The organism is Paraliobacillus sp. JSM ZJ581 (genome assembly GCF_044383835.1).
Classification (GTDB): Bacteria; Bacillota; Bacilli; order Bacillales; family Amphibacillaceae; genus Paraliobacillus.
In genome coordinates this window covers 54,319-78,139 of the sequence record NZ_JBISEP010000010.1, presented here as the reverse complement: position 1 = coordinate 78,139, position 23,821 = coordinate 54,319, and the positions used below count along the sequence as shown (strand labels likewise).

The following is a 23,821-nucleotide window of genomic DNA, read 5'->3' as shown; positions in this document are numbered from 1 at the left end:
TGCTATTGTAAGACTTTCTTTAGCAAATGTCACGTTAAACCTCTTTTATATTAGTAGAATTGACCGTTGCAATCCCTGCCTTTTCAAGCGATAATATAAACAGGTTATTGTTAGGAAGGGGAAGAATTTGTGCATAATAATTTACAAAAAACAGAAGAAATAGCAGATTTAATGCAAACAACAGGTAGCGGCTACGATTTACTGCGCTATGTTTGTTTACCAGATTTGCTTGGAAAAGATGCAGCAACGATCCTTTATGTACTTGGAAAAAATTTAGCACGACAAATAAAATGGGAATCTTTAGAGCAAGTGAAAGATTTTTTTTATAAAGTCGGTTGGGGAGAGTTAGTTGATATAAAGGAAAAACGTAGAGAATATATTTTTGAATTAACTGGTGCAGCTATTACCCAACGAATGAAACAAGATATCATAACTGATTATCGCCTTGAGGCAGGTTTTTTAGCCGAAGCAATGCAGCAATTAAAGCAACTGGATTGTGAGTGCATCGATGAAATCAAATCAAAGAAAAATTATGTGGAATTGAAAGTACTTCTATCAAAATAAATAAACGATAAATAATATGATGCACCTTATACGTAGAGCATTTTAAATTTTTCTACGCTTAAGGTGCCTATTAGTTATTTCAGGTCGTCTTTTTCTTTGCTTAATAGAGCCAGAATCTTTTGTGCCGTCGGTTTAGGTATTCCTAATCGTTGGAGTTTTTCTACTGTTGCTTGCCTAATCTCAGTAATCGATTTAAAGTGTGTTAACAATAGTTTTTTTCTTTTTTCTCCAACACCAGGAATAGCATCTAGCTCTGACTTAAATGCACTTTTCCCTCGCAATTGACGATGAAAGGTGATCGCAAACCGATGGACTTCATCCTGTATTCGTTGAATTAAATAAAATTCTTGTGATTTCCGATCCAAAGGTACTGTCTCTGGAGGCACGCCATATAATAATTCACTTGTCTTATGTTTATCATCCTTGGCTAAACCACACAAAGGAATCTCTAATCCTAATTCATTTTCTAATACATCTGAAGCAGCACTCATTTGACCTTTACTTCCATCGATGACAATTAGATCTGGTAATGGGAGACCTTCTTTTAACACCCTTGTATAACGTCTTCGAACGACTTCACGCATCGTTTCATAATCATCTGGCCCTTTGACATCTCGTATTTTATACTTCCGGTATTCTTTTTTTAATGGACGGCCATCCATGAAAACGACCATTGCCGAGACAGGGTCAGTTCCTTGGATATTTGAGTTATCAAACGCTTCGATTCGATGCGGTGTTTCTATATGAAGCTTTTCACCTAGTCCTTCAACAGCCTTGATTGTCCTAGCCTCATCTCTTTCAATAAGAGAGAATTTTTCTTCTAAAGCAATTTCAGCGTTTTTTCCAGCTAAATCAATTAATTCTTTCTTTCGTCCACGATATGGAATGGTTACATCTACCTCTAATAACTCACTTAATAATTTGTAGTCCACGGGTGCAGGAACTAATATTTGCTTTGGTTTTAGATGATTTTCATGCAAGTAAAAACGCCCTATAAAACTCACAAATGTCTCTTGTGCTTCATCATAAAAAGGAAAAATAGATACGTCACGTTCAATTAGTTTCCCTTGTCTAATAAAGAAGACTTGTACACACATCCAACCTTTATCATACGCATAATGAAATACATCACGGTTAACTTGATCGTTTAATGTCATTTTCTGTTGTTCCATTACTGCTTCAATATGCTGAGTTTGATCTCTTAATTCTTTTGCACGCTCAAAATTCAACGCGTCACTAGCTTCCATCATTTTTTGTTGAATTTGTTGTTTAATTTCTTTATGACCACCACTTAAAAAAGATACAATTTGTTGGACAATTAGTTTGTATTCCTCAACCGTTGGTGGCGTTTCTGTACAAGCTAGACATTGATTCATATGATAATACAAACAATGTCTACCAGGCGGATTGTTACATTTTTTCAAAGGGTACATACGGTCAAGTAGCTTCTTTGTTTCTCTTGCCGCTAGAACATTTGGATATGGGCCAAAATATTTCCCTTTATCTTTTTTCACTTTACGTGTAATGATTAATCTTGGATGACGTTCATTTGTAATTTTTAAATAAGGATAGCTTTTATCATCTTTTAACAGTACATTATATTTAGGATCATATTTCTTAATTAAATTCATCTCTAAAATCAATGCCTCAATCTCAGATGAGGTAACAATATATTCAAAGTCGACAATTTCTTGAACTAATCGTTGTGTCTTTTGATCATTTGCACCTGTAAAATATGATCGGACACGATTTCTCAATAGCTTCGATTTACCAACATATATTATTGTGCCATGCTTATTCTTCATTAAATAACAACCTGGTTGTGCAGGAAGTACTGCTAATTTCCCTTTAATTTTATCTGACATGATTGACAACTCCACTAGATATACTTACGTCTATTGTATAATAAAGAAGAATCCCTTGCTACTTAAAAGTAACAAGGGATTAATAAACCGCATGTATTATTCTGCGTGTTTGTTGATTAACTCAACAAGTGCTTCTTTTGGTTGGAAACCAACTATTTGATCAACTACTTCTCCATCTTTAAATATCATTAGTGTTGGGATACTCATTACACCGTGTTTTCCTGCTGTTTCTTGGTTTTCATCCACATCAAGCTTAACAATTTTTACTGTATCGCCCAATTCAGCATCGATTTCTTCTAGCACAGGAGCGATCATCTTACATGGACCACACCAAGTTGCCCAAAAGTCTACTAATACCAGACCATCGCGTGTATCATTTATAAACGAACGATCTGTTGCATTTACAATTGCCATATTATCTTACCCTCCTTTAATTCTTAACCATCATTCGTGTTGTAGTATATCATGTCCTTTTGTATATTGGCTAATAGTTTGCTCATATGTTACTTTACCCGATAATTTAGAAATAAAACCTTTGTTTGGTATTTTCTAAATCTAATTACTTATAGTTAAAAATAAGAACACTCTCTATCAGAAATAAAACTTAAGTACACGGTGAAAAGCGTATATCGTACATTCAAGACTGGGTGCGCATGTAGAGTGTTCATTAAACCATGTTTTTCGTTCATTCGCGCCTGAATAGGAAGGGCGAGTGTTCATTAAATCGTGTTTTTCGTTCATTCACGACTGAATATGCAGGACAAGTGTTCATTAAACCATGTTTTTCGTTCATTCGCGACTGAATATGCAGGACAAGTGTTCATTAAACCATGTTTTTCGTTCATTTGTGGTTGGAAACGTAGCCCAAGTGTACATTAAATTACATTCAAGCTAAAAATAATAGAAAATTGATCGAAACGGAGCTATCCCTTACTGTGCTTGTTAAGATCCCCAATAAAATAAATGCGACATAAGCTGCCATTATGATTCCACTTATGTCGTAGTCTGTATCAATTGTAATTTATAAAATACTAGCACCGATGATATATGATAATCCGATTGATATTACCATGGAAAGAAATCCTACAGCGCGATTATCATTGCCTATTTCTTCATCAATTTTATAGGTAGGAGTCAAGAATTCAAAAATAAAATATCCAGTTAAAAGTAACAAAAAACCAAATGCACCCCAACTAATACTTTCAAGTATCGTATCATTGTGTTGAATCGAAAATCGAAATACATTAGCAATCCCCAATACTTTTCCACCTGTTGCCATTGCTACAGCAAAGTTGCCTTCTTTAATTTCTTTCCAATTTTTATAGGAGGTTACAAGCTCAAATATTGCTAAAAAAACAATCGTACATAGAATGACTACACTGTATCGTGCTGCTGATGCAATAAATGGGTTTTCCCAAAAAGCTGCCATGATATACATCTCAATCTTCCTTTCCTGCTTATCAACTTAATACTGATTTGCATTAACCTATAGGTAATTCCATTTAAAAAAAGAGCTTATTTGAACTCTAATATCGTTACACCGCTTCCTCCTTCATTCATACCACCAGCCCGCTGGCTTTTTATGTGTGAATGTCGCTTGGCAAAAGCTTGTACACCTTTTCTTAATGCTCCAGTTCCTTTTCCATGAATAATGGATACGTTCGGATATCCTGCCAGCAATGCATCATCAACGTATTTTTCGAGCTGATGTAATGCATCTTCGTATCTTTCTCCACGTAAATCAAGCTCGGGTTTGACATGATAATTCGATCCTTTTACTGTAGCCATTGGTTTTTCAATAATAGTTTCTTTGCGTTTAACGAATTGCAAATCTTTACGCTTTGCTTTAATTTTCATAATTCCAACTTGTACTTGATAATCATTTTCACTAATTTTTTCAACAATACTTCCCTGTTGATTTAATGTTAATAAAAGCACCTCATCACCCGGTTCTAGCTCACGATCTGCGTCTTTAACGATTTTCTTTGATTGTTTTTTCTTATTGGAAAGTTGAGGTTGTGCCTCATCAAAAAATTTCCTAGCTTCAATCCATTCATGTTCTTTCAATGTAGCCTGATGCTTCATGTCTCTAATAGTTGAGACAATGGCTTCGGCTTCTTCTCGTGCTTTTCGCAATGCTTTTTCTGCTTTTTCTTCTGCTTTTTGGTATAAAGCTTCTTTCTTCTGATCGAATTGGTTCCACTGATTTTCTAGTTCTTTCTTAAGATGATCCGCTTCTTCTAATAAACGTTCAGCTGATGCTTGATCTTTCTCCGCTTCTCTCCTTGCATTCTCAAGCGATGCAATCATATTCTCTACACTCGTTGAATCTGTACCAATATGCCCTTTGGCTGTCTCAATCACCTCTGTACTAAGACCTAAACGTTTAGATATTTCAAATGCATTACTTCGTCCTGGTACACCAATTAATAAACGATAAGTCGGCTGAAGTGTCTGTACATTAAATTCAACAGAAGCATTAACAACTCCTGCTCGATTGTAGCCATATGCTTTCAATTCTGGATAGTGCGTTGTAGCAATAATACAAGCATTTCGTCTAACAACATCATCTAAAATAGCCATTGCCAGTGCAGCCCCCTCTTGTGGATCTGTTCCTGCACCTAGTTCATCAAACAATACTAATGTTTTTTCATTAACATGTTTTAAAATGTCGACAATGTTAGTCATATGTGATGAAAAAGTACTTAGGCTCTGCTCAATGGATTGCTCATCTCCGATATCAGCGAATACATCTTGAAACACAGCTAATTCACAACCATCTAAAGCTGGAACTTGAAGGCCAGATTGTGCCATTAGTGTACATAACCCTACCATTTTTAATGTAACCGTTTTTCCACCTGTATTTGGTCCAGTAATAACAATTGCATGATAATCTTTCCCTAAAGCAATATCATTTGCTACTACTTCATTATCTGTTAATAATGGATGACGTGCTTGCTTCATTTCAATAATGCCTTGATCATTCATTTTTGGCATGGCTGCACGCATCGATTGACCTAAATGTGCACGAGCAAACATGAAATCCAATTTGGCCAGTATCACTACATTATGAGCTAACCAGTCATGATCAGCAGCAATTCGATCGGATAACTCACGAAGTATCCGATCAATCTCAGCCTTTTCTTGAGATTTTGCTTCTTGAAGTTGGTTATTTAGTTCGACAACAGCCTGTGGTTCCATGAATAATGTTTGACCGGATGCTGATTGATCATGCACAATACCACCAATTGCTGCGCGATACTCTTGCTTTACAGGCAATACATAACGATCATTACGAATCGTTACAATGGCATCAGACAGCATATTACTTTTAGATCTCGTATAGTTATCTAGTTTATCTCTTACTCTTGATTCATTTGTTCTTATTTTAGATCGAAGTGATCGTAATTTATCAGATGCACCATCCATGATATGGCCATGATCATCAATACAGCTCTTTATTTCTGTTTCTAACTCATTAAGTGGAGTTATTTCTTCTACCAAGCTTCGAATAATCGGGAGTTCCGGTTCTTCCATTGCGCGAACAAATCGTTTTAACTGTTTTCCTCCGTAAATGGTACCTACGATATCTAAGCATTCCTGTGCATTTAAAGCACCACCAATAAGTGCACGCTTAATACTCGGTCTTATATCAACGACTCCACCAAGTGGTACGTTTCCCTTTAACCGAACAATACTGACAGCTTCATCTGTTTCTTCTTGCAACTGCAGTACCGCTTGCAGATCTGTTGAAGGCTTTAACTTTCGCGCTTGTTCTTTACCAAGTGATGATGCGGCATGATTTTCTAGTTGTTCAATAATTTTATGAAATTCTAACACATGAAATATTCGATCATTCATTTGTTATGACCCCTTTTACCGTTTGCTTTGAAATAAATTAATGACTTCTTCTTTTGACCAAGTATTGATTACTGTATCTTTTTTTAACCATCCACGCTTCGCTACACGTACACCATCTTTCATATAATCAAGGGATACTTCATTATGGGCATCTGTGTTTATCGCAATTTTCACACCTTGTTCTTGTGCTAAACGTAACCATTCTGGTGCTAAATCAAATCGATTCGGGTTTGCATTTAATTCTAACACAGTACCTGTTTCCTTCGCCCGTTCAATTAATTTTTTCACATTAGCTTGGTATCCTCTACGGCGACCAATAATTCTTCCAGTTGGGTGTGCAATAATGGTGACATACGGATTATCACATGCATGATAAAGGCGTTTCATAATTTCTTCTTCTGTTTGATTAAAACTAGAATGGATTGCCCCAATCACATAATCCATTTCCTTTAAAAATGCATCATCAAAATCTAAATTTCCATTAGGTAAAATATCCATTTCTACTCCCGAAAAAATATGAATAGCTGGATACTTTTGTTTTAATCGTTCAATTTCTTCCCTTTGTTCACGTAGGCGTACTTCATTCAATCCATTAGCTACTTTTAAAAACTTCGAGTGATCGGTTATTGCAATATAGTGATACCCTCTCTCTACTGCAGCTATAACCATTTCTTCAACAGATTGCGCACCATCACTCCAAGTGGTATGCATATGCAAATCACCTTTAATATCTGAATGATTTATTAAAGATACTTCTTGCTCAAAAACTTCTAATTCTCCTGCATTTTCCCGTACCTCTGGTGGAATATAAGATAAACCAAAGTGTTGAAAGAAATCCTTCTCTGTTTCAAAAGTTATCACTTCACCTGTATCATTATTTTCTACACCATATTCACTGATTTTTTCATTCTGCACTTTCGCTCGTTGTCGCATCGCTACATTATGATCTTTAGATCCTGTAAAATGGTGTAACGTTGTTGTAAATTGCTCTGATTTCACAATACGGAAGTCAACAGAAACATCATATGATTCTTCTAATACAATCGAAACCTTTGTATCACCGGAGGCAATAACCTCTTTTATATTGACTATAGCTAATAACTCATCTCTGACTTTATCAGGACGATCACTTGCAATGATGAAATCTAAATCTTTAACTGTCTCACGCATTCGACGAATACTACCCGCACGGGAATAACGCAATACAGCATTTATTCCTTCTAAGTAAGCTTCTATTTTTTCAACAATTGGTAACATCGTTGCAATCGGAAGACGATCAGGTTGGCTGTCTGCCTCATCTAATGCCTTGACTATTTTTTCACTTGTTTTTTTTCCAAATCCTTTTAATTCAGCAACCTTGCCACTTGTGCATGCTTCCCGTAATGATTCTGCATCAGTAACTCCTAATTCTTGATAGAGTTTTGCTAGCTTTTTCCCACCTAAACCAGGTAGATTTAACAAGGGAATTAAGCCTGCAGGTATTTCTCGCTCCAAATTGGATAAAGTTTCTGAAGTACCTTGTTGAATATACTCAGCAATCACAGCTGCAGTTCCTTTACCGATACCATTGAGTGCTGTAAAATCTTCTATTTCTGATAATGAACGATTATCTGTTTCTAAAGCTTGCGCCGCTTTTCGATAAGCAGAGACTTTAAATGGGTTCTCTCCTTTTAGTTCTAAATAAAGCGCTATTTTTTCTAATAAACCGATAACATCTTTTTTGTTAATCTGGGCCATTTCTTCATCCTCCTGTTCCTTTCAATCAGTAGAGAAACCCTTGCTTTTCAATATGAGCAAGGGTTTCTTTGATATACTTATTCAATCATTATTCACCAAACAAGCTTGCAACATGCTCAAACCATAATGATTTTAATTCTGCAGATAGTATTGGTGTATGCTCGATAATAAATTGTGCAACAGAAGAGCCCTCTATTGCTTGTTGCACCGTTGCAACCGGTACAAGCGCTGCTATGTAAAGTAAAACAAATAAGACAACATACGATTCAATAAATCCTAAGATCGCTCCTAATAAACCATTAATCGAATGCAAAATAGGAAGTTCTGCAACAAAATCCAACATTGAACTGATAATGCTTAATATAATTTTCACACCGAAGAAGATGATTGCAAATGCAATTGCATTGTAAAACGCAGCTTCTAGTGGTAAAGATTCTAAGAATACTGCCCATGTTTCCCCGTCAGGTAAATTAGGATAAGGTATCCACATAATAAGTTTATCTGCTAATTTATCATAGTATATTACTGCTACAATAAACGCCACAATAAAACTTACCAAATGAAATGCTTGTAAAATAAATCCTCTTTTTAATCCTCGTAATAAACCTAATAATAATAGGCCAATTATTATTACACTAATCATGATATTTTTGGTCCTCTTTCTGTTTTAATGTCTGTTGTAGTTCTTCATATTTTTTTTGTAATTTAATATAATCATTCATTGTATTAACAGCTGTTAATACTGCTAATCTGGAGGTATCCAAACTTTTATTCACATCATGAATTTCTCTCATTTTTTCATCGACTAAGCTAGCAATCAATTTAACATGGTGTGAGTCCTCTTTACCTATTATCGTATAGGTCTTGCCATATATGTCAACCGTTATCCGTGCTTTATCTGATTGGGACACCGATTATACCTCCTTAATTCTATCAAATCCTAAAATTAATATTAACATGAACACAATCATTTAGGAAACTATTCTATTACGTTTTCTTTTGCTATACTATACCTATCTTATCAAAGAAGGAGTTATTATGGGACAAATTGTACTAAAATTTCCATTAATTAAAATTGAGCAAATGATGCAAGCTTATCAATCACAGTTAAAACAAGCGCCTCAAGGAGCTGTATTCGCTGCAAAAACGCCAAACAGTTCGATTACAGCATACCGTTCTGGGAAAGTATTATTTCAAGGAAAAAATCCAGAAATAGAAGCTAGAAGATGGGGAGATATTGAAGAGACAGGTCCAGTTGGCTCATCAAAAATTTCTAAACAAAAAAAACATCGGTTTATACCTCAGCCTAGTTTATTCGACCAGTCTCATATCGGATCAGATGAGGCTGGTACCGGAGATTACTTTGGTCCAATTACGGTAGCCGCAGCTTACGTGGAGCAAAAACAAATTCCATTATTAAAAGAAATAGGAGTAAAGGATTCTAAAAATTTGACAGATGCCTCTATAACTTCGATCGCAAGGAAGCTACTCCAGCTTGAGTTACCATACTCCTTAGTAGTATTACATAATTCAAAATACAATCAACTGCAACAGAAAGGCTGGACACAAGGTAAAATGAAAACAATGTTACACAATCATGCAATCAATCAATTACTAAAAAAAATTGAACCTGTAAAGCCCAACGGCATTATCATTGATCAATTTTGTGAACCGCAAGTGTATCAGCGTCATCTACAATCAGAAAAAAATACTTTACAAGAAAATGTGTATTTTATGACGAAAGCAGAAAGTCATTCCATTGCAGTTGCTGCTGGCTCGATTATTGCACGTGCTAGTTTTGTTCAAGAGATGAACAAACTATCGAAAAAAGCTGAGTTGACGTTACCTAAGGGCGCATCGGCTAAAGTAGACCGAGCTATTGCTACTATGATTAAAAAATATGGAAGAGATAGTCTAAACAGTTTTGCAAAAGTGCATTTTGCAAATACAAAAAAAGCATCCGCTTATTTATAAATATGAAGTAAAGGTCATATGTACAACACCAAAGGAAACGGAGCGTGAATTATTTAATAGGAATACTAGTACTAGTTGTTTGGGCTATTAAATTAGACATAAGAATGCAATAAAAGGAAAAACAATTGGGACAACTCTTCATACAGAACCATAGAGTTTAATACGATTTCTGGTGAACCTGTAGTAGCTTTAGATATTATGTATCTATTTGGAAAGTTACCAAGATAGTAACACGAATAAAAGTTCGTCTATTTGTTTGAAGTAATAATTTAGCTGTGGAAATACACGACAATCCTCGAAAATGTATTGCTGTCGAAGTATTCCTTATCCTGCAGGAACAGCGCGGAAGCTGAAAATCCACTTGGCAAAATGGTTTTCTTTACCAAGTTAGCGGAAGTCGTGCCTGCGGAAAGGGAGTGTATTTCCACAGCGGTGTTTGTTCTGCTTCATTAATATACATGTTCGGATCTTCTCTTGAGAAATGTTGTTTTGTCCCAGCCTCATTCTTAAATAGGGATACTTGTTGTGAAGTATTTCAATATGTTACTTTTGAAAAAAAGGGCAAAATGGATTGCTTTTTTATAAATTATTATTCATTTTTAATCTTTCAGTTATTAATCATGCTAATCATTATTAATCCAATAAAGAGAATAAATAGCAATGTAAATGTAATTCCCTGGCCAATTTCTTCATTAGCATAAGCTCTATAAGCATAAATACTCATAGAAATTGAATTACAAAAAAAGGTAAAAATTAATAAGGGATGTATTTTATTTTTAAGCATCTTATCCTCCTCACTTAATTATCTAATGATGTTATCCTTCTGTTAATAATCACTTATTAGGAAACTAGACAGGATAACTAAATTACATTTTTCACATAATTAAAAACAAAATCACATTAATAGCTACGATAGTCATAATTAAACCGAATATGAGTTTTTTAGCAGTAAACTTTATTTTCCCACTATGTACTCCCTTAAAAAGTAAAATCGATATGAGTATTAAAAGTAATATAATTGGTATTGGCACTGTTTCACCTCTTTATTCTCACTTTTTAAAGCACGTGCTAATTGAATAAATTTAAAACAATCTATGCAACTCTATCCTTAGTACTAATTGCGCTATTTTAGCTTTCATACCTAGTATTTCAACAACTTCCGTTTACTTCATCCAGGATTTTTAAATTGACTACTTCACTCTTCTATCGATTATAGTAATTATTGTAAATATTTGAAAATCATTCTTTGGACGCTCTTTAACCTTGTTCATTTATGATTGCATTGAACGCAACACGTATTTCTTTTATTAGGTTTTCAAGGGGTTTTTCTAGTTGTATTTTGCGTTTTACATTATTTAATGTGACTTGTTATTAAAATATTTGAATATGTTTCTGTTTATTTTGTGTTAAAATTCCATAGCATTAAAAAGCCATTTTCTCCGTCCAACATTTCGTCTTTAACTTGCACCACGCATTGGCAATAAACTGACAAGTTTGTCGGTTTATTTCATTTCGGAAGTGCATCTTGTTACTTAACTATAACGATTTTTCTTAATTTCGAGAAAAGAAGAAAGAGCTAATTCCTGTTGTGGTGCCACCAATAAATAGTAAATAACTAATTTTCATACTTCCACCCCTACTTTTATATGCAATAATAACGCGCTTTATTATGAATGAAAAGCAGTCGATTGTCGAACGAAAACAATAAGGGTTCGCTAGTATTATTAATTTTATTAACTCAATATCCTAGGCCTTTTTCTATTCGCTCTCGGTCCAAATCATCTACCAAATTAAAATGTTTTTCATAGAGAGGACGTAATCTGTCAGATGTACATGCTATGACTTCGCAACCCCGATCATCATATACAAAAAATATAATACCTTTTGTTATGTTTACGAAAAAAACATCAGGGTAATGACTATAATTACTTCCAAACCTAGGTTTTAATGATGGAAAATCCTCATTAATCGCAGCTTTTAATAGTCTATCAATACGTATATCATTCACTTTACAATGCAAAGCAAACTGTTGCATCTCATATTCATAGCTTATATCTATTTCAAACGGATAAGGAAATGTCTTAACTTTAAGATTCCTCAAGTTATTTTTATCCCTCAAATTGGACTGATATACTGCTAATCTTTTTCTATTTTGTAGTTCTTTTTGACAATAAGTATTCGTTACAAGAATCAAGTCATCCTTTTGATCAAATAGCTCATTGAAGATGGTCAATGTTTGCTTATACACTGTATTGAATAGCTCTAGATTAATCTTATCACTTTCCTTAAATTGATACATTCCTTTTCCTAGTGAAAAATGAATGCCGATATCCCATTGATAATATATACTAGGCACCAATTTAACACCAGAAAAATGCTTGTCAAGATAGTTTACAATATCCATTTACTATTTCCCTTCTCATGCTTAAAAGCTAGCTTGATTCCTTCACAATTTTATTCCTTATTGCACTGAGTTTTGGCATACACTTTTAAAATCTTGTCGTTCTATTCACGGCAAGAAAACTTTAAAATCAAAGCAAAAACACTAAAAAAATATCCAATGCCTTGTGTTAACATAATCTTTTTCCAAATAGCTTCAAATGAGTAACTACAACCACCATGATTCATTTTTCCTTTATTAGTTCTGATAAGGATAATAATTATTCATGAGAGTAACGCTTTGAGAGTTTCTCCTTATGAGAATGAAATACTTCTTCCAAAGAAATATTATATGTATTGGCGATCACAATGACGTTACCTAATACATCCTCTAACTCTTCTACTAAGGCCCTTCTATTGTTCATAAATGATTCTGTTACTTCATCTGGCCTATCTCTCCCAATTTCCAGGGCACGTATGGCTCGTGCTACTTCTCCTGTTTCTTCTGCTAAAAAGCCGATACGAGTAAAAATGTCTAATTCGGACCAGCCTCTATTTTCATAATAATCAGTTACCCTTTGTTGAAATGCAGTTACATCCATTTTTTCTCACTCCTTAAACTCCATTACCATAAAGGTAAACAAATAACCATGACTTTTGTATAATAGAATTGTTGCATTTGCTAGGAAGACTGTAATCATGAAAAGTATAGCTGTATTTTGTAGTTCAATTAACCGGAAGTCTATGAAAGAATTAGCTAAACATAATCATACCTTTGTTTATGGTTGAGCAAGTGTTAGTGTTATGTGAGCAGTTGTGCATACTGTTCTAGATTAAGCTTAATTTCTATCAACTTCCAACCATTTAACAAGGTTTCATTTGTTCCCCCAACTTATTTAATACATTCCTTTATCTCCAATATATTTTTTTCTTTTAAAAGCAACATACGATCCCATTTCATTATTGTTTTGCTACATCAAGTTAAAATGAATAAATTGAAGCGTGAGACGTTTATAAACAGTTCAATAGGTACCAATATTATAACAGCATATAGCATACTGGTAACATTTAATTTCCAAAAACGATTCATTTACTAGCCCACTAATGACCAAATTACGGAACTTTTATTTTCGCTGATTTGACCACTCCTCCTTAAGAAGTCCATAAAATACTCTATCTAAATATTGACCATTCAAGTATTCAAAATCTCTTATAATACCTTCTTCTTTAAACCCTAATCGCTCGGGGATCGCTCTGCTTTTACTATTTTTAGTCGCCATATTTATTTCAATTTTGTTTAAATGCAAATCTTCAAAAGCATGTCTTATAAAAAGTTTACATGCACCTGTTACTAAACCCTTTCCTTCAAACTCTTTTCCTAACCAATAACCTATTTCTGTCTTCTTACTGCTCCAATCTATGTATAAAAAACCAATTGAACCCACCAATTTATCGTGGTGCCATATGCCAGACCAATGTCCATTGTTATTTGCAAAGCGATTTAGAGACTTTTCAATAAATACCTTGGAATCCTCTTCACTGTTTGTTTTACTCGGAAAGGATAACCACTGACTAATGCTATTATGGCTATTGTCAATTAGCTGAAACAACTCACTTGAATGTCTCGGTTCTAATATCGAAATATAGGTATCGTCATTTATAATTAATTTGTACATTCTCCACTCCCCCTATATACTGTATTTCGTTAAACCGACCATTTTCCAACAACTTTTCCACTTTCACTTATTTAGACGAAGCGTGATCGCAATAAGTTTTTATTTTGAACAAATTATTACTGTTATTTTTCACAGCACAAACCTAATATCCATTTAACGATAGCATGATCTATTTTTCTTTCTTACCTTATAAAAAAAGCAGTCCATTTTTCAGTACAATGTAATTGCACTCAAAAAATAAACTACTTCATTAGTTAACTTCTTAATTCAGCTTTATGTTCATCTTTTACTGCTAATAATATTTTTTGATACGATGCTTCTACTTCATCATCTGTTAATGTACGTTCTGGATCTAAATAGAGTAAGTGGAACGCTAATGATTTCTTACCTGTCTCTAAATGCTCCCCTTGATAAAGGTCAAACACCTGTATTTCCTTCAATAAAGAACCAGCATTTTTTGCAATGGTTTGTTGAATATCACCTGCAGAAACTGTCTCATTCACAACCAATGCAATGTCACGAGTAACTGTAGGGAATCGTGGTATTTTATTAAAGTTCGGTTCGTTTTCATGTTGTTCAATAAGATATGCTAAATCAATATCAAATACAAACGTATCCTTCAAGTCAAAATCTTTTTGAAGCTGCGGATGTACTTGACCAACAAAACCGATTACCTTATGATCTACCTTCACGATTGCCGTACGTCCAGGATGCATGCCATCGATTTTCGTAGGCTCAAATGTTGCATGGACATGTAATCGTTCAAACAATCCTTCCATAATTCCTTTAATTAAGAAAAAATCGACTACTTTCTTTTCTTGTTGCCAAGGGTGAGTAAGCCATTCACCAGTTATCGCTGCAGCAGCTCGCAATAGTTCTTTCGGTTGTTTTGTCACTTTTTCTTCCGCAGAAATAAAGATCGTTCCTACTTCATAATAACCAAGATTGTATTGCTTTCGTGCGACATTATAAGCTAACGAATCAAGCATTTCTGGCAACATACTCAATCGAAGTGTACTATGCTCTTCACTCATTGGCATCGCTAAACGAATTGGTGTTACCGCTTGTTCTTTAACCTCAGGACTAACTAACATTTGCGCCCGATTATCTGTTGTTAAGGAGTAAGTAATAGCCTCCTTTAAACCAGCACCTTCAAAGTAATTTTTCACAAAACGCTTCAGCTCTTGTGCCTTCGTTAAGCTACCTGCTTGCGCTACGCCTTGAGGTAATGTATACGGCAATAGATCATACCCATAAATACGAGCAACTTCTTCTAACATATCCTCAAATTGGCTAATATCCTGTCTTCTTGTTGGGATTGTTACTTCAAATGTTTCTCCATTTTGCTCAAACAAAAAACCTAACTTTTTCAATGTTAAAGCAATATCTTCATTTGTCATCTCTGTTCCAAGACGATTATTTATTCGATTCGTTGTCATTACAACTTGTTTTTCTGATTTATCTAGTTGATCAAAAATCATAGGCTCACTTAGCACGGTTCCATTTGCATGGGCTGCTAATAACTGACAAGCCCGAAGACCTGCTGCGTAAACACGGTTAGGGTCCACTCCTTTTTCAAAACGTGCACTAGACTCACTACGTAATCCGTGATGCTTTGATGCCATACGAACGGCTTTCGGATCAAAATAAGCTGTTTCTAATAAAACCGTTGTTGTGGTATCTGATACTTCCGCATTTGCTCCACCCATTACACCTGCTAATGCTGTAGGTTCTTGCCCATTCGTAATGACTAAATGATCTGTCGTTAAATCTCTTGTTTGTCCGTCTAATGTTGTCATTGTTTCATTTTGTTTAGCACGACGAACGACAATTTGATTGGAATCGAATCTATCAAAGTCAAATGCATGCAGCGGTTGACCATATTCAAGCAACACATAGTTCGTAATATCAACCACATTATTAATTGGTCGAATACCAGCAGCGATTAAATAATTTCGCATCCATAAAGGTGATGGTCCTACTTCTATGTCTTTAATAATAAATGCAGCATAATATGGATTTAGTTCTGGAGTTTCCACCTTTAATCCAACTGTATCTGTCGCTTTTGCTTCAATCATACTTACTGATGTATCAGGTAGTTTAACATCTACATCTAGAATAGCTGCTACTTCATAAGCAACACCTAGCATACTTAATGCATCTGATCGATTCGGTGTTAATCCAAGCTCTAAAATAACATCATCTAAATTTAATAATTGTAATACGTCTGCTCCAACTTCTACATCATTTTGAAAAACGAATATTCCTTCCGCTACATCTTTTGGTACGTATTTTCCTTCGATGCCAAGCTCTTGCAAGGAGCAAATCATACCATTAGACTCCACTCCTCGTAGCTTTGCTTTCTTAATTTTAAAATTGCCAGGCAAAACAGCACCCGGTTTTGCAACAGCAACGTTTTGTCCAGCGGCAACGTTCGGTGCCCCACACACAATCTGTAACGTTTCATCACCAACATTCACTTGACATAGATTTAATTTATCCGCATTTGGATGTTTTTCACAACTTTCTACATAACCGATTACAACATTAGTACTTTTTTCTGCAACATAATCAATACTTTCTACTTCAATACCTGTTTTTGTTATTTTATCTGCCAATGCTTCAGGGGTTAACCCTTGTAAATTAACATAATTTTTTAACCAATTTAATGAAACAAGCATGTTATTCCTCCTTTTTACGCTTTATAATATTGTGACAAGAATCGAACATCGTTGGTATAGAAATATCGAATATCATCAACACCGTATTTCAACATAGCAATTCGCTCTGTCCCCATACCGAATGCAAACCCACTATATACAGTTGGATCATATCCTGCCATTTCTAACACACGTGGGTGTACCATACCACCACCTAGTATCTCAATCCAACCCGTTTGTTTGCACACAGAACAGCCTTTACCATGGCATACCTTACAAGAAATATCCATTTCTACGGATGGTTCTGTAAATGGGAAGAAACTTGGACGTAAGCGAATTTCTCTTTCTTCTCCAAAGAATTGTTTTGCAAATCGATTTAGCACACCTTTTAAATCACTCATTCGTACGTCCTTATCCACATACAGACCTTCTACTTGAGTAAATTGATGTGAATGTGTCGCATCATCTGTGTCACGACGGTACACTTTACCCGGACAAATCATTTTCAATGACTTATTCCCTTTATATTTTCCCATTGTTCGTGCTTGTACCGGAGAAGTGTGTGTGCGTAATAATAATTCTTCAGTAATATAAAAAGAGTCTTGCATGTCTCGTGCTGGATGGCCTTTTGGTAAGTTCAAAGCTTCAAAATTGTAATAGTCTGTCTCGACTTCTGGTCCTTCTCTAACTTCAAAGCCCATTCCAATAAATAGATTTTCTATTTCTTCTACAATGCTTGTTAATAAATGTGGTCCTCCAACAGAGACAGGACGACCTGGTAAGGTGACATCAATTTGTTCTGTTTCTAATTTCTTTTCCAACGCTTCCGCTTCAAGATCTGCTTTTTTATTATCCAATCCAGTTGCAATTGACTCTCGGACTTTATTAGCCAGATCTCCAATAACTGGGCGTTCTTCTGGAGATAATTTCCCCATCCCACGTAATACTTCAGTAATCGGTCCTTTCTTTCCTAAATAAGAGACCCTGATTGCTTGCAATGTTTCCAGTGTTGACGCTTGATTTACTTTGTTTAATGCTTCTTGTTGAAGCGTTTGTAGACGTTCCTTCATTTCTAATACCCTCCTATATAACATTTTTTTGCAATAAAAAAAGCCCCTACCCCCTAGAAAAGGGACGAGGCTTGGATCGCGGTACCACCCTTGTTGACAAATCATCATTTGCCCACTTTCATTGATAACGGAAAACATTCCGGAAACGTTCTTACTTGTAAAAAAACAAGGTCCCAAACGCCAGCTTCAGAGTGAAATTTCAACCTTACTACAATGAAAAAAGCTTACAGTCCATGGCTTTTTATCCCTAAACATTGTGTCACCGTAACGTTTACTGACTCTTTCTTCGCTTATTTTTATTCTTTTTTCTAAAAACGTTTTTCTCGAATTGCTCCCTTTATTATAGGAAAGTATCATCTAATATGCAACTACTAACCAAAAAACAGCTGAAATTATTACAAAACCATTTGATAGACCATAATACCAGTAGCGACACTAACATTCAATGACTCAGCTTGACCGTAGATAGGAATATGTACACGTTTATCTGCTTGTTCTATTAAAGTAGTAGAAACACCTGCTCCTTCATTCCCTACAATCAATGCAACTTTGTCTGGTACAGTTAGTTCATTAATTGCATTTGCTCGGTCTAATGTGGAAGCCCATATAGAAACAGCCTCTTTTTTTAAGTTTTTGCACATCTCTTCTAAATTAGCTTGTATAATCGGTAAGTGAAAGATTGATCCTTGTGTCGATCGAATCACTTTATCATTAAATAAATCAACAGTGTTTTCACCTAAAATAACACCTGAAAATCCTGCTGCATCAGCTGTACGGATCATTGCACCTACATTTCCAGGATCCTGAATCGAATCTAACAATAGTAAGCGATGATTGCTTGTTAATTGAACTTCTGCACGATTGACTACCGCCATGATCCCTTGGGGGGCTTTTGTATCTGTTAAATGTTCCATTACATTATTTGAAACAATAACAATGTTACAATCTCTCGTATCAAAAGGGATGTCTATGTTTTCCTGCACAATAATAGCTTCAATAGGCCAATCACTTTTCAATACTTCTTCTACTAAATGGTTTCCCTCTATTAAAAATTGGTTTGTTTGTTCACGATTCTTTTTTTTCTTCAGTTTATTCCATTGCTTAATCGTTTCATTTTTCACCGATGTAATCATTCTGCTCATCCTTTTCTTATCTCATGTCTTATCATACATATTTTTCAGTAATGTGGTCAAACTATTTTAGAATAAATTAAATGCTGAGGTGATTAAATTGGATTTAAATTTACGTAAGGCGATTTTAGAAAATATTTCAGATAATAATAAAGAGCAATTAGAAGAAACTATTGTCGATGCAATTCAAAGCGGCGAAGAAAAAATGTTACCTGGATTAGGTGTTTTGTTTGAGTTAATTTGGCAAGAATCAGACAACAATGAAAAAGAAGAAATGTTAACTGCATTGCAGCAGGGTGTGAAACAAGTACACTAAACTAGTATTTTTTATTTTTTTTATAAATAACATTGCTTTGATCCCTTATTTCAGATAAACTATTGTTAATAAGTGTCGAAAAAAGGGGATCAATAATGGATATTCGATTGATACAGAGCATGATGAAGGCTCAAGCAATGGCAAATTTCTCGTCAAATACAGTTAGCGCTAATTCTAGTACTTCTACTATGTTTCAGCATGTGCTAAAAACAATGATGACACAGCAGCTTCACTCCTCATCTAATTCGTCGATTCGAAGTCAGTTACAAGCGAATCAAATAACTAACAATCGCTTGTATAATAGCCTATCACCTATTCAATCAAAAATCTCCAAGGACGTGCAAACTATAATTGATCAGGCGGCTAACAAATACGGTGTTGATCGAAATTTAATTGCTACTGTCATTCAGGCAGAATCGAATTTTAATCAACATGCTGTCAGTAGTGCCGGAGCACAAGGTTATATGCAATTAATGCCAGGAACTGCGGCAGGCCTTGGTGTAACCGATTCCTTTGATGCGCAGCAAAACATTTACGGTGGGACAAGTTATTTAAAACAAATGCTTTCTAAATATAATGGAGATACTTCGTTAGCACTTGCTGCTTACAATGCAGGCCCAGGAAATGTAGATAAGTACGGCGGTATTCCTCCTTTTAAGGAAACCCAAAACTATGTTAACAAAATCATGTCTCAATATGTCTGAATAAAAAGTTGCTGTAGTAAACACTCCAGCAACTTTTTTTTGTTCCTTATCTTCGTTTGCGTTTTCTAATTAAACGTTATTTCTTTCACTTTATTAGTATCCAATCCTTTAATCACTTCTACAATTAGTTGTACAGCATGATCAAAGTCGTCTTGATGAATCATTGCAGCATGTGAGTGAATATACCTCGTTGCAATAGTAATAGATAGTGCTGGAACACCATTTGCCGTTAAATGAATAGAACCCGAATCTGTTCCACCACCAGCTATGCTCGCATATTGAAATGGAATCTCATTTGTTTCTGCTGTTTCTACTACAAAATCACGTACACCCTTATGAGAAATCATCGAAGCATCATACAAGATAATTTGTGGTCCTTCACCAAGCTTACTATCTGCTTCTTTCGGCGAAATACCCGGTGTGTCACCAGCAATTCCAGTATCCACCGCAAACCCAATATCAGGTTCAATCGTACTTGTCGCTGTTTTTGCTCCACGTAAACCCACCTCTTCTTGCACTGTCCCTACACCATATACTACGTTCGGGTGGTCTACTCCATCTAATTTCTTCAACACTTCAATCGCAATTGCACAGCCAATTCGATTATCCCATGCTTTCGCTAATAGTAATTTTTCATTATTCATTTGTGTAAATTCAAAATATGGCACTACTGAATCGCCTGGTCTCACACCAAATTCCTCTGCCTCCTCACGGCTAGATGCACCAATATCAATAAACATATCTTTTATTTCATATGGCTTTTTGCGAGCTTCAGCAGGCATAATGTGTGGCGGTTTTGACCCAATAATTCCAGTAACATCACCCTTTGTAGTTTGAATCGTAACACGTTGCGCTAACATGACTTGGCTCCACCAACCACCAATCGTTTGGAAATATAAAAAGCCATTATCATCAATTCGTGTTACCATAAAACCTATCTCATCTAGGTGCCCTGCTACCATTACTTTTGGTCCGTCTTCCTTACCTACTTTTTTAGCAATTAGGCTACCCAAATTATCGTTATACACTTCTGTAGCATAAGGAGCAATATATTTTTTCATTACCTCTCTTGCTTCTTTTTCATTTCCTGAAATCCCTTTTGCATCAGTTAATTCTTTAAGCATCATTAGTTTTTCATTCAATTGTGTCATTATGTATGTCCTCCTCTAATATTTATTATAGACTTATTCTTGTCTAAATGAAAAGGTTTCACTCAATAGTTTTGATCTTGTCGATTGTAGTTGACTTCATTCTTATCTATGTAAGCTGCCATAATTGCTGTTTCTGAAAAACCAAGTACTTGTCCTAATCGTAAAAATAGTCCAAATAAATGTTGATAATTCTTATTAGTTGGCTCATTTTTAAAAACTATAATCGCTTGATATACTTGATGAAACAATGCTGTGGTGTCTGCTTGACTTGTTGAAATATCAATTTGTTTAGGTTCAAAGTCCTGATCAATTCCAAGTGATAAAATAAAGTGGAGCCCATCCACGTATTCTTCTAAAATAACATTGCTTTCACTCGGTCCTTTTTTACTCCAAAATTTAAAACAACGTGTTTCGTTTGCAAGCTCCCCTATCTCTACAAGCAGAGCTAAAACTTTTTTATCGAATAATACACTTGTTTCTAATGCATGATTCGATTGTATGTACATATCTAATTGCTTTTGCATAACAAAAAGCTTTTCCCAGTTCATATTTCTCCCTCTTTCTATAACAAACTTTTTTTATTATAACATGAAAAAGTTTATTTTCGTGAAACCAAACGGTATACTTATTCGTATAGTAGTGCGAACATACTAATAGGGAGTCGATGCAAATGTTTATTGTATACCTATTTCGAATACTCATTGTTATAGCTATTCTTTTCCTATTGTATACGGTGTATAAATATATTAGCAGTCCGGTACGCAAACTAGAAATGGCTAAAAATAAAAAGCAATTTTATTTTTTAGATGATCCTGACCATGTTAAAAAAAATTTTTTTATGACGTATAAAGGAATGTTATTTGAGGGTGAAAAATATATTGGAACAACAGAAAGTACTTTTGATGTTGTTTCCGTCATCGTTTACACGAGGCAGCCAAACGAGCTAAAGGGGTTAGAGCGTGATGACTTATACTTTCTTGAAAAAGAAATACTCATTTACTATCCCCATGCAAAAGTAGAATGGAAGCATCCGATTAGCCAATTGTTAGATATTTATTAATTTAAAAATGAAACAGCATCATACTGTTTCATTTTTAAATTGGATCACTATTTGTTGTTTTTGGATGAAAGAAGTCATGCCAGCTAATGTATATTTCTTTTCTTCTCATGAAATATAAAAGAGGTAATATCCCTACCATCATACTACCACTCATGGCTGGTGAAAAATTTGTAATCGATTCACCAATAGATGTATAGACTACTGTTAGTGGTATATTGGTTATAAAAGAGGATCGCATGTAATCTTTTAGTTGACGTGATATTTCTAAGATGCATAGCGACAATAGATGAAAATGGATAAATGGAATTAATCTTAAAATAGTAATCTGAGAAGTGGTTAAATCAGGTTGCTTTCCTAACAATTTTTGTTTCATCCGAATAAACCGTTGTAGCGTGCTAGGCATTCTTTCACTCATTTTATAAAACAAAAAGCTCGATAATGTAACACCAATTAGTGAATAAACAATACCGGGTACTACACCAAATAACAGTCCGCCAGTGATGCATAGAAAAACGACGGGAAGAAATAATAATGGTCGAAGTAAATGCAGTGCAATAAATATCAAAGGTGCAAAAACCCCCGCTGTTTCCATCATCATTGTGATAGAAGCACCGATATACTCCATAACTTCTCCTCCTTCATATTCATTCTATGACAGGAGACGAGCCTTTATGACACAAACTATATCTTTAACAAAATATAAAGTAATACTTGTATCGTCAATATAACTGGCATGCCAAATTGAAATGCTGGGTGTTTTGTTTTATGCCGAAAAATTTTCATTCCAATCATGCTACCAATCGAACCGCCCATAATAGCAAGTAACCACAATTTTTTTTCAGGTACACGCCATTTTCTTTTTTCTGCACGATGCTTATCTATCCCCATCATTATAAATGCAATGCCATTTACTACGATAATATATACTAAATAAATCAATTCCATCCTCATCCACTTCCTTTTTTAAAGGCTCTATTAAAGTTTAATGTTGAATGAAGCATGATACATTTCTTTTTTTGATAAGAATATACAAATCAATTAAAGCACCTAAAATAAAGCCAGATAATATATCTGTAATTGGTAGTAAGCCTTCAGATAAACAGCAGAAAAACCGTCCCAATAATCCCCAAAACCCAAGTAAATACCACACTTACTCCTTCTCATTCACTTCAATTAACCTGCCCTTTACTTTAACCAAAAAGATAAATAACAAAAATCGAGATGAATATTGTATCGATTACTGCGAGGTAGAATCCAACATTCGATGTTTTTACTTTTTTAAGACTGAAATTATATATGCTATCGTATAGACTTATTACAAATAAAATAAATGAAATAATAATTACAATTATGTTCTCTGTAATTAACACCGCAAATAAATAAATAAATAAACCACCTTCGAAAGAAATTAAAAATCAATACAATAAAGAGCAAAGAAATAGATTTTGGATCCACTTCCAACTCATCATCAGAGGATATATTACTAAGTCCTTTTTTTATATTTTTGAAATTCCTTAAGTAGTCAATGTTAATTATTAATACAATTATGCAGTATATGATAATATAAACATCTTCATTACCTCTTATAATCTCCCACAATTATAAACACCTCACTTTTCATTGTCTTATTGCTTATTGCACTAATCTTCTAGTTGGTTGAAGAAGAGATATTGT

The 23,821-nt window shown here is 34.7% G+C and carries 23 protein-coding genes; 5 read left to right on the top strand and 18 right to left on the bottom strand.

All coding sequences use genetic code 11. From position 1 onward, the window contains the following. Positions 1 to 129: 129 nt before the first annotated feature. Positions 130 to 564: a YslB family protein gene (locus ACH6CY_RS08055; RefSeq protein ID WP_374066819.1), complete on the top strand. Its 435-nt coding sequence runs from the start codon at positions 130 to 132 to the stop codon at positions 562 to 564. A 74-nt stretch (positions 565 to 638) separates the two neighbouring features. Here the strand turns inward: ACH6CY_RS08055 and uvrC are convergent, their stop codons facing one another. The 7 genes from uvrC to zapA all read right to left on the bottom strand — a co-directional run bounded on the left by uvrC (position 639) and on the right by zapA (position 8,938). After that, the gene (gene uvrC, locus ACH6CY_RS08050) at positions 639 to 2,429 is read right to left on the bottom strand and encodes an excinuclease ABC subunit UvrC (RefSeq protein WP_374066818.1); all 1,791 of its coding nucleotides are present in this window, start codon (positions 2,427 to 2,429) and stop codon (positions 639 to 641) included. A gap of 96 nt (positions 2,430 to 2,525) precedes the next feature. Next, positions 2,526 to 2,843, bottom strand: a complete 318-nt coding sequence (gene trxA / locus ACH6CY_RS08045) for a thioredoxin (RefSeq protein ID WP_374066817.1) — start codon at positions 2,841 to 2,843, stop codon at positions 2,526 to 2,528. Between the two features lie 607 nt (positions 2,844 to 3,450). Next, entirely contained in the window at positions 3,451 to 3,858 is a 408-nt protein-coding gene (locus ACH6CY_RS08040) for a DUF350 domain-containing protein (RefSeq protein WP_374066816.1), read from the bottom strand. A gap of 86 nt (positions 3,859 to 3,944) precedes the next feature. Continuing rightward, positions 3,945 to 6,290, bottom strand: a complete 2,346-nt coding sequence (locus ACH6CY_RS08035) for an endonuclease MutS2 (RefSeq protein ID WP_374066815.1) — start codon at positions 6,288 to 6,290, stop codon at positions 3,945 to 3,947. 15 nt (positions 6,291 to 6,305) lie between these two features. Beyond that, positions 6,306 to 8,027, bottom strand: coding sequence for a DNA polymerase/3'-5' exonuclease PolX (polX, locus tag ACH6CY_RS08030; protein ID WP_374066814.1), 1,722 nt, complete (start codon positions 8,025 to 8,027; stop codon positions 6,306 to 6,308). Between the two features lie 88 nt (positions 8,028 to 8,115). Then, the gene (locus ACH6CY_RS08025; protein ID WP_374066813.1) at positions 8,116 to 8,670 is read right to left on the bottom strand and encodes a CvpA family protein; all 555 of its coding nucleotides are present in this window, start codon (positions 8,668 to 8,670) and stop codon (positions 8,116 to 8,118) included. After that, positions 8,663 to 8,938 (bottom strand): cell division protein ZapA, encoded by a 276-nt coding sequence (gene zapA / locus ACH6CY_RS08020; RefSeq protein ID WP_374066812.1) that lies wholly within the window; start codon positions 8,936 to 8,938, stop codon positions 8,663 to 8,665. Before zapA ends, ACH6CY_RS08025 begins: the two co-directional genes overlap by 8 nt. A gap of 127 nt (positions 8,939 to 9,065) precedes the next feature. Between zapA and rnhC the strand changes: the two genes are divergently transcribed. Then, the gene (rnhC, locus tag ACH6CY_RS08015; protein ID WP_374066811.1) at positions 9,066 to 10,001 is read left to right on the top strand and encodes a ribonuclease HIII; all 936 of its coding nucleotides are present in this window, start codon (positions 9,066 to 9,068) and stop codon (positions 9,999 to 10,001) included. A gap of 1,738 nt (positions 10,002 to 11,739) precedes the next feature. On the opposite strand, the gene ACH6CY_RS08010 is transcribed toward rnhC, so the two are convergent. The 6 genes from ACH6CY_RS08010 to ACH6CY_RS07985 all read right to left on the bottom strand — a co-directional run bounded on the left by ACH6CY_RS08010 (position 11,740) and on the right by ACH6CY_RS07985 (position 18,919). Next, complete coding sequence (locus tag ACH6CY_RS08010) at positions 11,740 to 12,405, bottom strand: DUF3885 domain-containing protein (protein WP_374066810.1); 666 nt, start codon at positions 12,403 to 12,405, stop codon at positions 11,740 to 11,742. Positions 12,406 to 12,661: 256 nt separating this feature from the next. Next, positions 12,662 to 12,982, bottom strand: coding sequence for a MazG nucleotide pyrophosphohydrolase domain-containing protein (locus ACH6CY_RS08005; protein WP_374066809.1), 321 nt, complete (start codon positions 12,980 to 12,982; stop codon positions 12,662 to 12,664). Positions 12,983 to 13,504: 522 nt separating this feature from the next. After that, a complete protein-coding gene (locus ACH6CY_RS08000; protein WP_374066808.1) occupies positions 13,505 to 14,056 on the bottom strand; it encodes a GNAT family N-acetyltransferase in 552 nt (183 codons plus the stop codon). A 254-nt stretch (positions 14,057 to 14,310) separates the two neighbouring features. After that, positions 14,311 to 16,737 carry a phenylalanine--tRNA ligase subunit beta gene (gene pheT, locus ACH6CY_RS07995; protein ID WP_374066807.1) on the bottom strand — a complete coding sequence of 809 codons (2,427 nt, stop codon included), beginning with the start codon at positions 16,735 to 16,737 and terminating at the stop codon, positions 14,311 to 14,313. Between the two features lie 14 nt (positions 16,738 to 16,751). Continuing rightward, on the bottom strand, positions 16,752 to 17,786 hold the full coding sequence (pheS, locus tag ACH6CY_RS07990) for a phenylalanine--tRNA ligase subunit alpha (RefSeq protein ID WP_374066806.1): 1,035 nt from the start codon (positions 17,784 to 17,786) through the stop codon (positions 16,752 to 16,754). Between the two features lie 395 nt (positions 17,787 to 18,181). Then, on the bottom strand, positions 18,182 to 18,919 hold the full coding sequence (locus tag ACH6CY_RS07985) for a TrmH family RNA methyltransferase (RefSeq protein WP_374066805.1): 738 nt from the start codon (positions 18,917 to 18,919) through the stop codon (positions 18,182 to 18,184). A gap of 97 nt (positions 18,920 to 19,016) precedes the next feature. On the opposite strand from ACH6CY_RS07985, the gene sspI reads away from it, so the two are divergent. Next, positions 19,017 to 19,232 carry a small acid-soluble spore protein SspI gene (sspI, locus tag ACH6CY_RS07980; RefSeq protein ID WP_374066826.1) on the top strand — a complete coding sequence of 72 codons (216 nt, stop codon included), beginning with the start codon at positions 19,017 to 19,019 and terminating at the stop codon, positions 19,230 to 19,232. A 95-nt stretch (positions 19,233 to 19,327) separates the two neighbouring features. Continuing rightward, on the top strand, positions 19,328 to 19,936 hold the full coding sequence (locus ACH6CY_RS07975) for a lytic transglycosylase domain-containing protein (protein WP_374066804.1): 609 nt from the start codon (positions 19,328 to 19,330) through the stop codon (positions 19,934 to 19,936). Between the two features lie 65 nt (positions 19,937 to 20,001). On the opposite strand, the gene ACH6CY_RS07970 is transcribed toward ACH6CY_RS07975, so the two are convergent. Together ACH6CY_RS07970 and ACH6CY_RS07965 are read right to left on the bottom strand one after the other, a co-directional pair. Continuing rightward, a complete protein-coding gene (locus ACH6CY_RS07970; RefSeq protein ID WP_374066803.1) occupies positions 20,002 to 21,087 on the bottom strand; it encodes a M42 family metallopeptidase in 1,086 nt (361 codons plus the stop codon). Between the two features lie 62 nt (positions 21,088 to 21,149). After that, positions 21,150 to 21,635, bottom strand: a complete 486-nt coding sequence (locus tag ACH6CY_RS07965) for a dUTP diphosphatase (RefSeq protein ID WP_374066802.1) — start codon at positions 21,633 to 21,635, stop codon at positions 21,150 to 21,152. A 122-nt stretch (positions 21,636 to 21,757) separates the two neighbouring features. On the opposite strand from ACH6CY_RS07965, the gene ACH6CY_RS07960 reads away from it, so the two are divergent. Then, entirely contained in the window at positions 21,758 to 22,147 is a 390-nt protein-coding gene (locus tag ACH6CY_RS07960; protein ID WP_374066801.1) for a protein kinase family protein, read from the top strand. 34 nt (positions 22,148 to 22,181) lie between these two features. On the opposite strand, the gene ACH6CY_RS07955 is transcribed toward ACH6CY_RS07960, so the two are convergent. From ACH6CY_RS07955 to ACH6CY_RS07945, 3 genes are read right to left on the bottom strand one after another with little or no spacing between them, the layout of a single operon-like run. Beyond that, positions 22,182 to 22,772, bottom strand: coding sequence for a TVP38/TMEM64 family protein (locus ACH6CY_RS07955; RefSeq protein WP_374066800.1), 591 nt, complete (start codon positions 22,770 to 22,772; stop codon positions 22,182 to 22,184). A 56-nt stretch (positions 22,773 to 22,828) separates the two neighbouring features. Then, on the bottom strand, positions 22,829 to 23,092 hold the full coding sequence (locus ACH6CY_RS07950) for a DUF1294 domain-containing protein (RefSeq protein WP_374066799.1): 264 nt from the start codon (positions 23,090 to 23,092) through the stop codon (positions 22,829 to 22,831). Between the two features lie 37 nt (positions 23,093 to 23,129). Continuing rightward, positions 23,130 to 23,297, bottom strand: a complete 168-nt coding sequence (locus ACH6CY_RS07945) for a hypothetical protein (RefSeq protein ID WP_374066798.1) — start codon at positions 23,295 to 23,297, stop codon at positions 23,130 to 23,132. Between the last annotated feature and the right edge of the window lie 524 nt (positions 23,298 to 23,821).

Excerpts from the sequence above, each read along its gene's own strand:
- ACH6CY_RS07970 (WP_374066803.1), bottom strand. The coding sequence starts at position 21,087 with ATGACACAATTGAATGAAAAACTAATGATGCTTAAAGAATTAACTGAT.
- ACH6CY_RS07955 (WP_374066800.1), bottom strand. The coding sequence starts at position 22,772 with ATGGAGTATATCGGTGCTTCTATCACAATGATGATGGAAACAGCGGGG.
- ACH6CY_RS07950 (WP_374066799.1), bottom strand. The coding sequence starts at position 23,092 with ATGGAATTGATTTATTTAGTATATATTATCGTAGTAAATGGCATTGCA.
- ACH6CY_RS08005 (WP_374066809.1), bottom strand. The coding sequence starts at position 12,982 with ATGGATGTAACTGCATTTCAACAAAGGGTAACTGATTATTATGAAAAT.
- ACH6CY_RS07960 (WP_374066801.1), top strand. The coding sequence starts at position 21,758 with ATGTTTATTGTATACCTATTTCGAATACTCATTGTTATAGCTATTCTT.
- ACH6CY_RS08035 (WP_374066815.1), bottom strand. The coding sequence starts at position 6,290 with ATGAATGATCGAATATTTCATGTGTTAGAATTTCATAAAATTATTGAA.
- rnhC (WP_374066811.1), top strand. The coding sequence starts at position 9,066 with ATGGGACAAATTGTACTAAAATTTCCATTAATTAAAATTGAGCAAATG.
- ACH6CY_RS08025 (WP_374066813.1), bottom strand. The coding sequence starts at position 8,670 with ATGATTAGTGTAATAATAATTGGCCTATTATTATTAGGTTTATTACGA.
- polX (WP_374066814.1), bottom strand. The coding sequence starts at position 8,027 with ATGGCCCAGATTAACAAAAAAGATGTTATCGGTTTATTAGAAAAAATA.
- pheT (WP_374066807.1), bottom strand. The coding sequence starts at position 16,737 with ATGCTTGTTTCATTAAATTGGTTAAAAAATTATGTTAATTTACAAGGG.
- ACH6CY_RS08010 (WP_374066810.1), bottom strand. The coding sequence starts at position 12,405 with ATGGATATTGTAAACTATCTTGACAAGCATTTTTCTGGTGTTAAATTG.
- ACH6CY_RS07975 (WP_374066804.1), top strand. The coding sequence starts at position 19,328 with ATGGATATTCGATTGATACAGAGCATGATGAAGGCTCAAGCAATGGCA.
- ACH6CY_RS08000 (WP_374066808.1), bottom strand. The coding sequence starts at position 14,056 with ATGTACAAATTAATTATAAATGACGATACCTATATTTCGATATTAGAA.
- pheS (WP_374066806.1), bottom strand. The coding sequence starts at position 17,786 with ATGAAGGAACGTCTACAAACGCTTCAACAAGAAGCATTAAACAAAGTA.
- ACH6CY_RS07965 (WP_374066802.1), bottom strand. The coding sequence starts at position 21,635 with ATGAACTGGGAAAAGCTTTTTGTTATGCAAAAGCAATTAGATATGTAC.
- trxA (WP_374066817.1), bottom strand. The coding sequence starts at position 2,843 with ATGGCAATTGTAAATGCAACAGATCGTTCGTTTATAAATGATACACGC.
- ACH6CY_RS08040 (WP_374066816.1), bottom strand. The coding sequence starts at position 3,858 with ATGGCAGCTTTTTGGGAAAACCCATTTATTGCATCAGCAGCACGATAC.
- ACH6CY_RS07985 (WP_374066805.1), bottom strand. The coding sequence starts at position 18,919 with ATGATTACATCGGTGAAAAATGAAACGATTAAGCAATGGAATAAACTG.
- uvrC (WP_374066818.1), bottom strand. The coding sequence starts at position 2,429 with ATGTCAGATAAAATTAAAGGGAAATTAGCAGTACTTCCTGCACAACCA.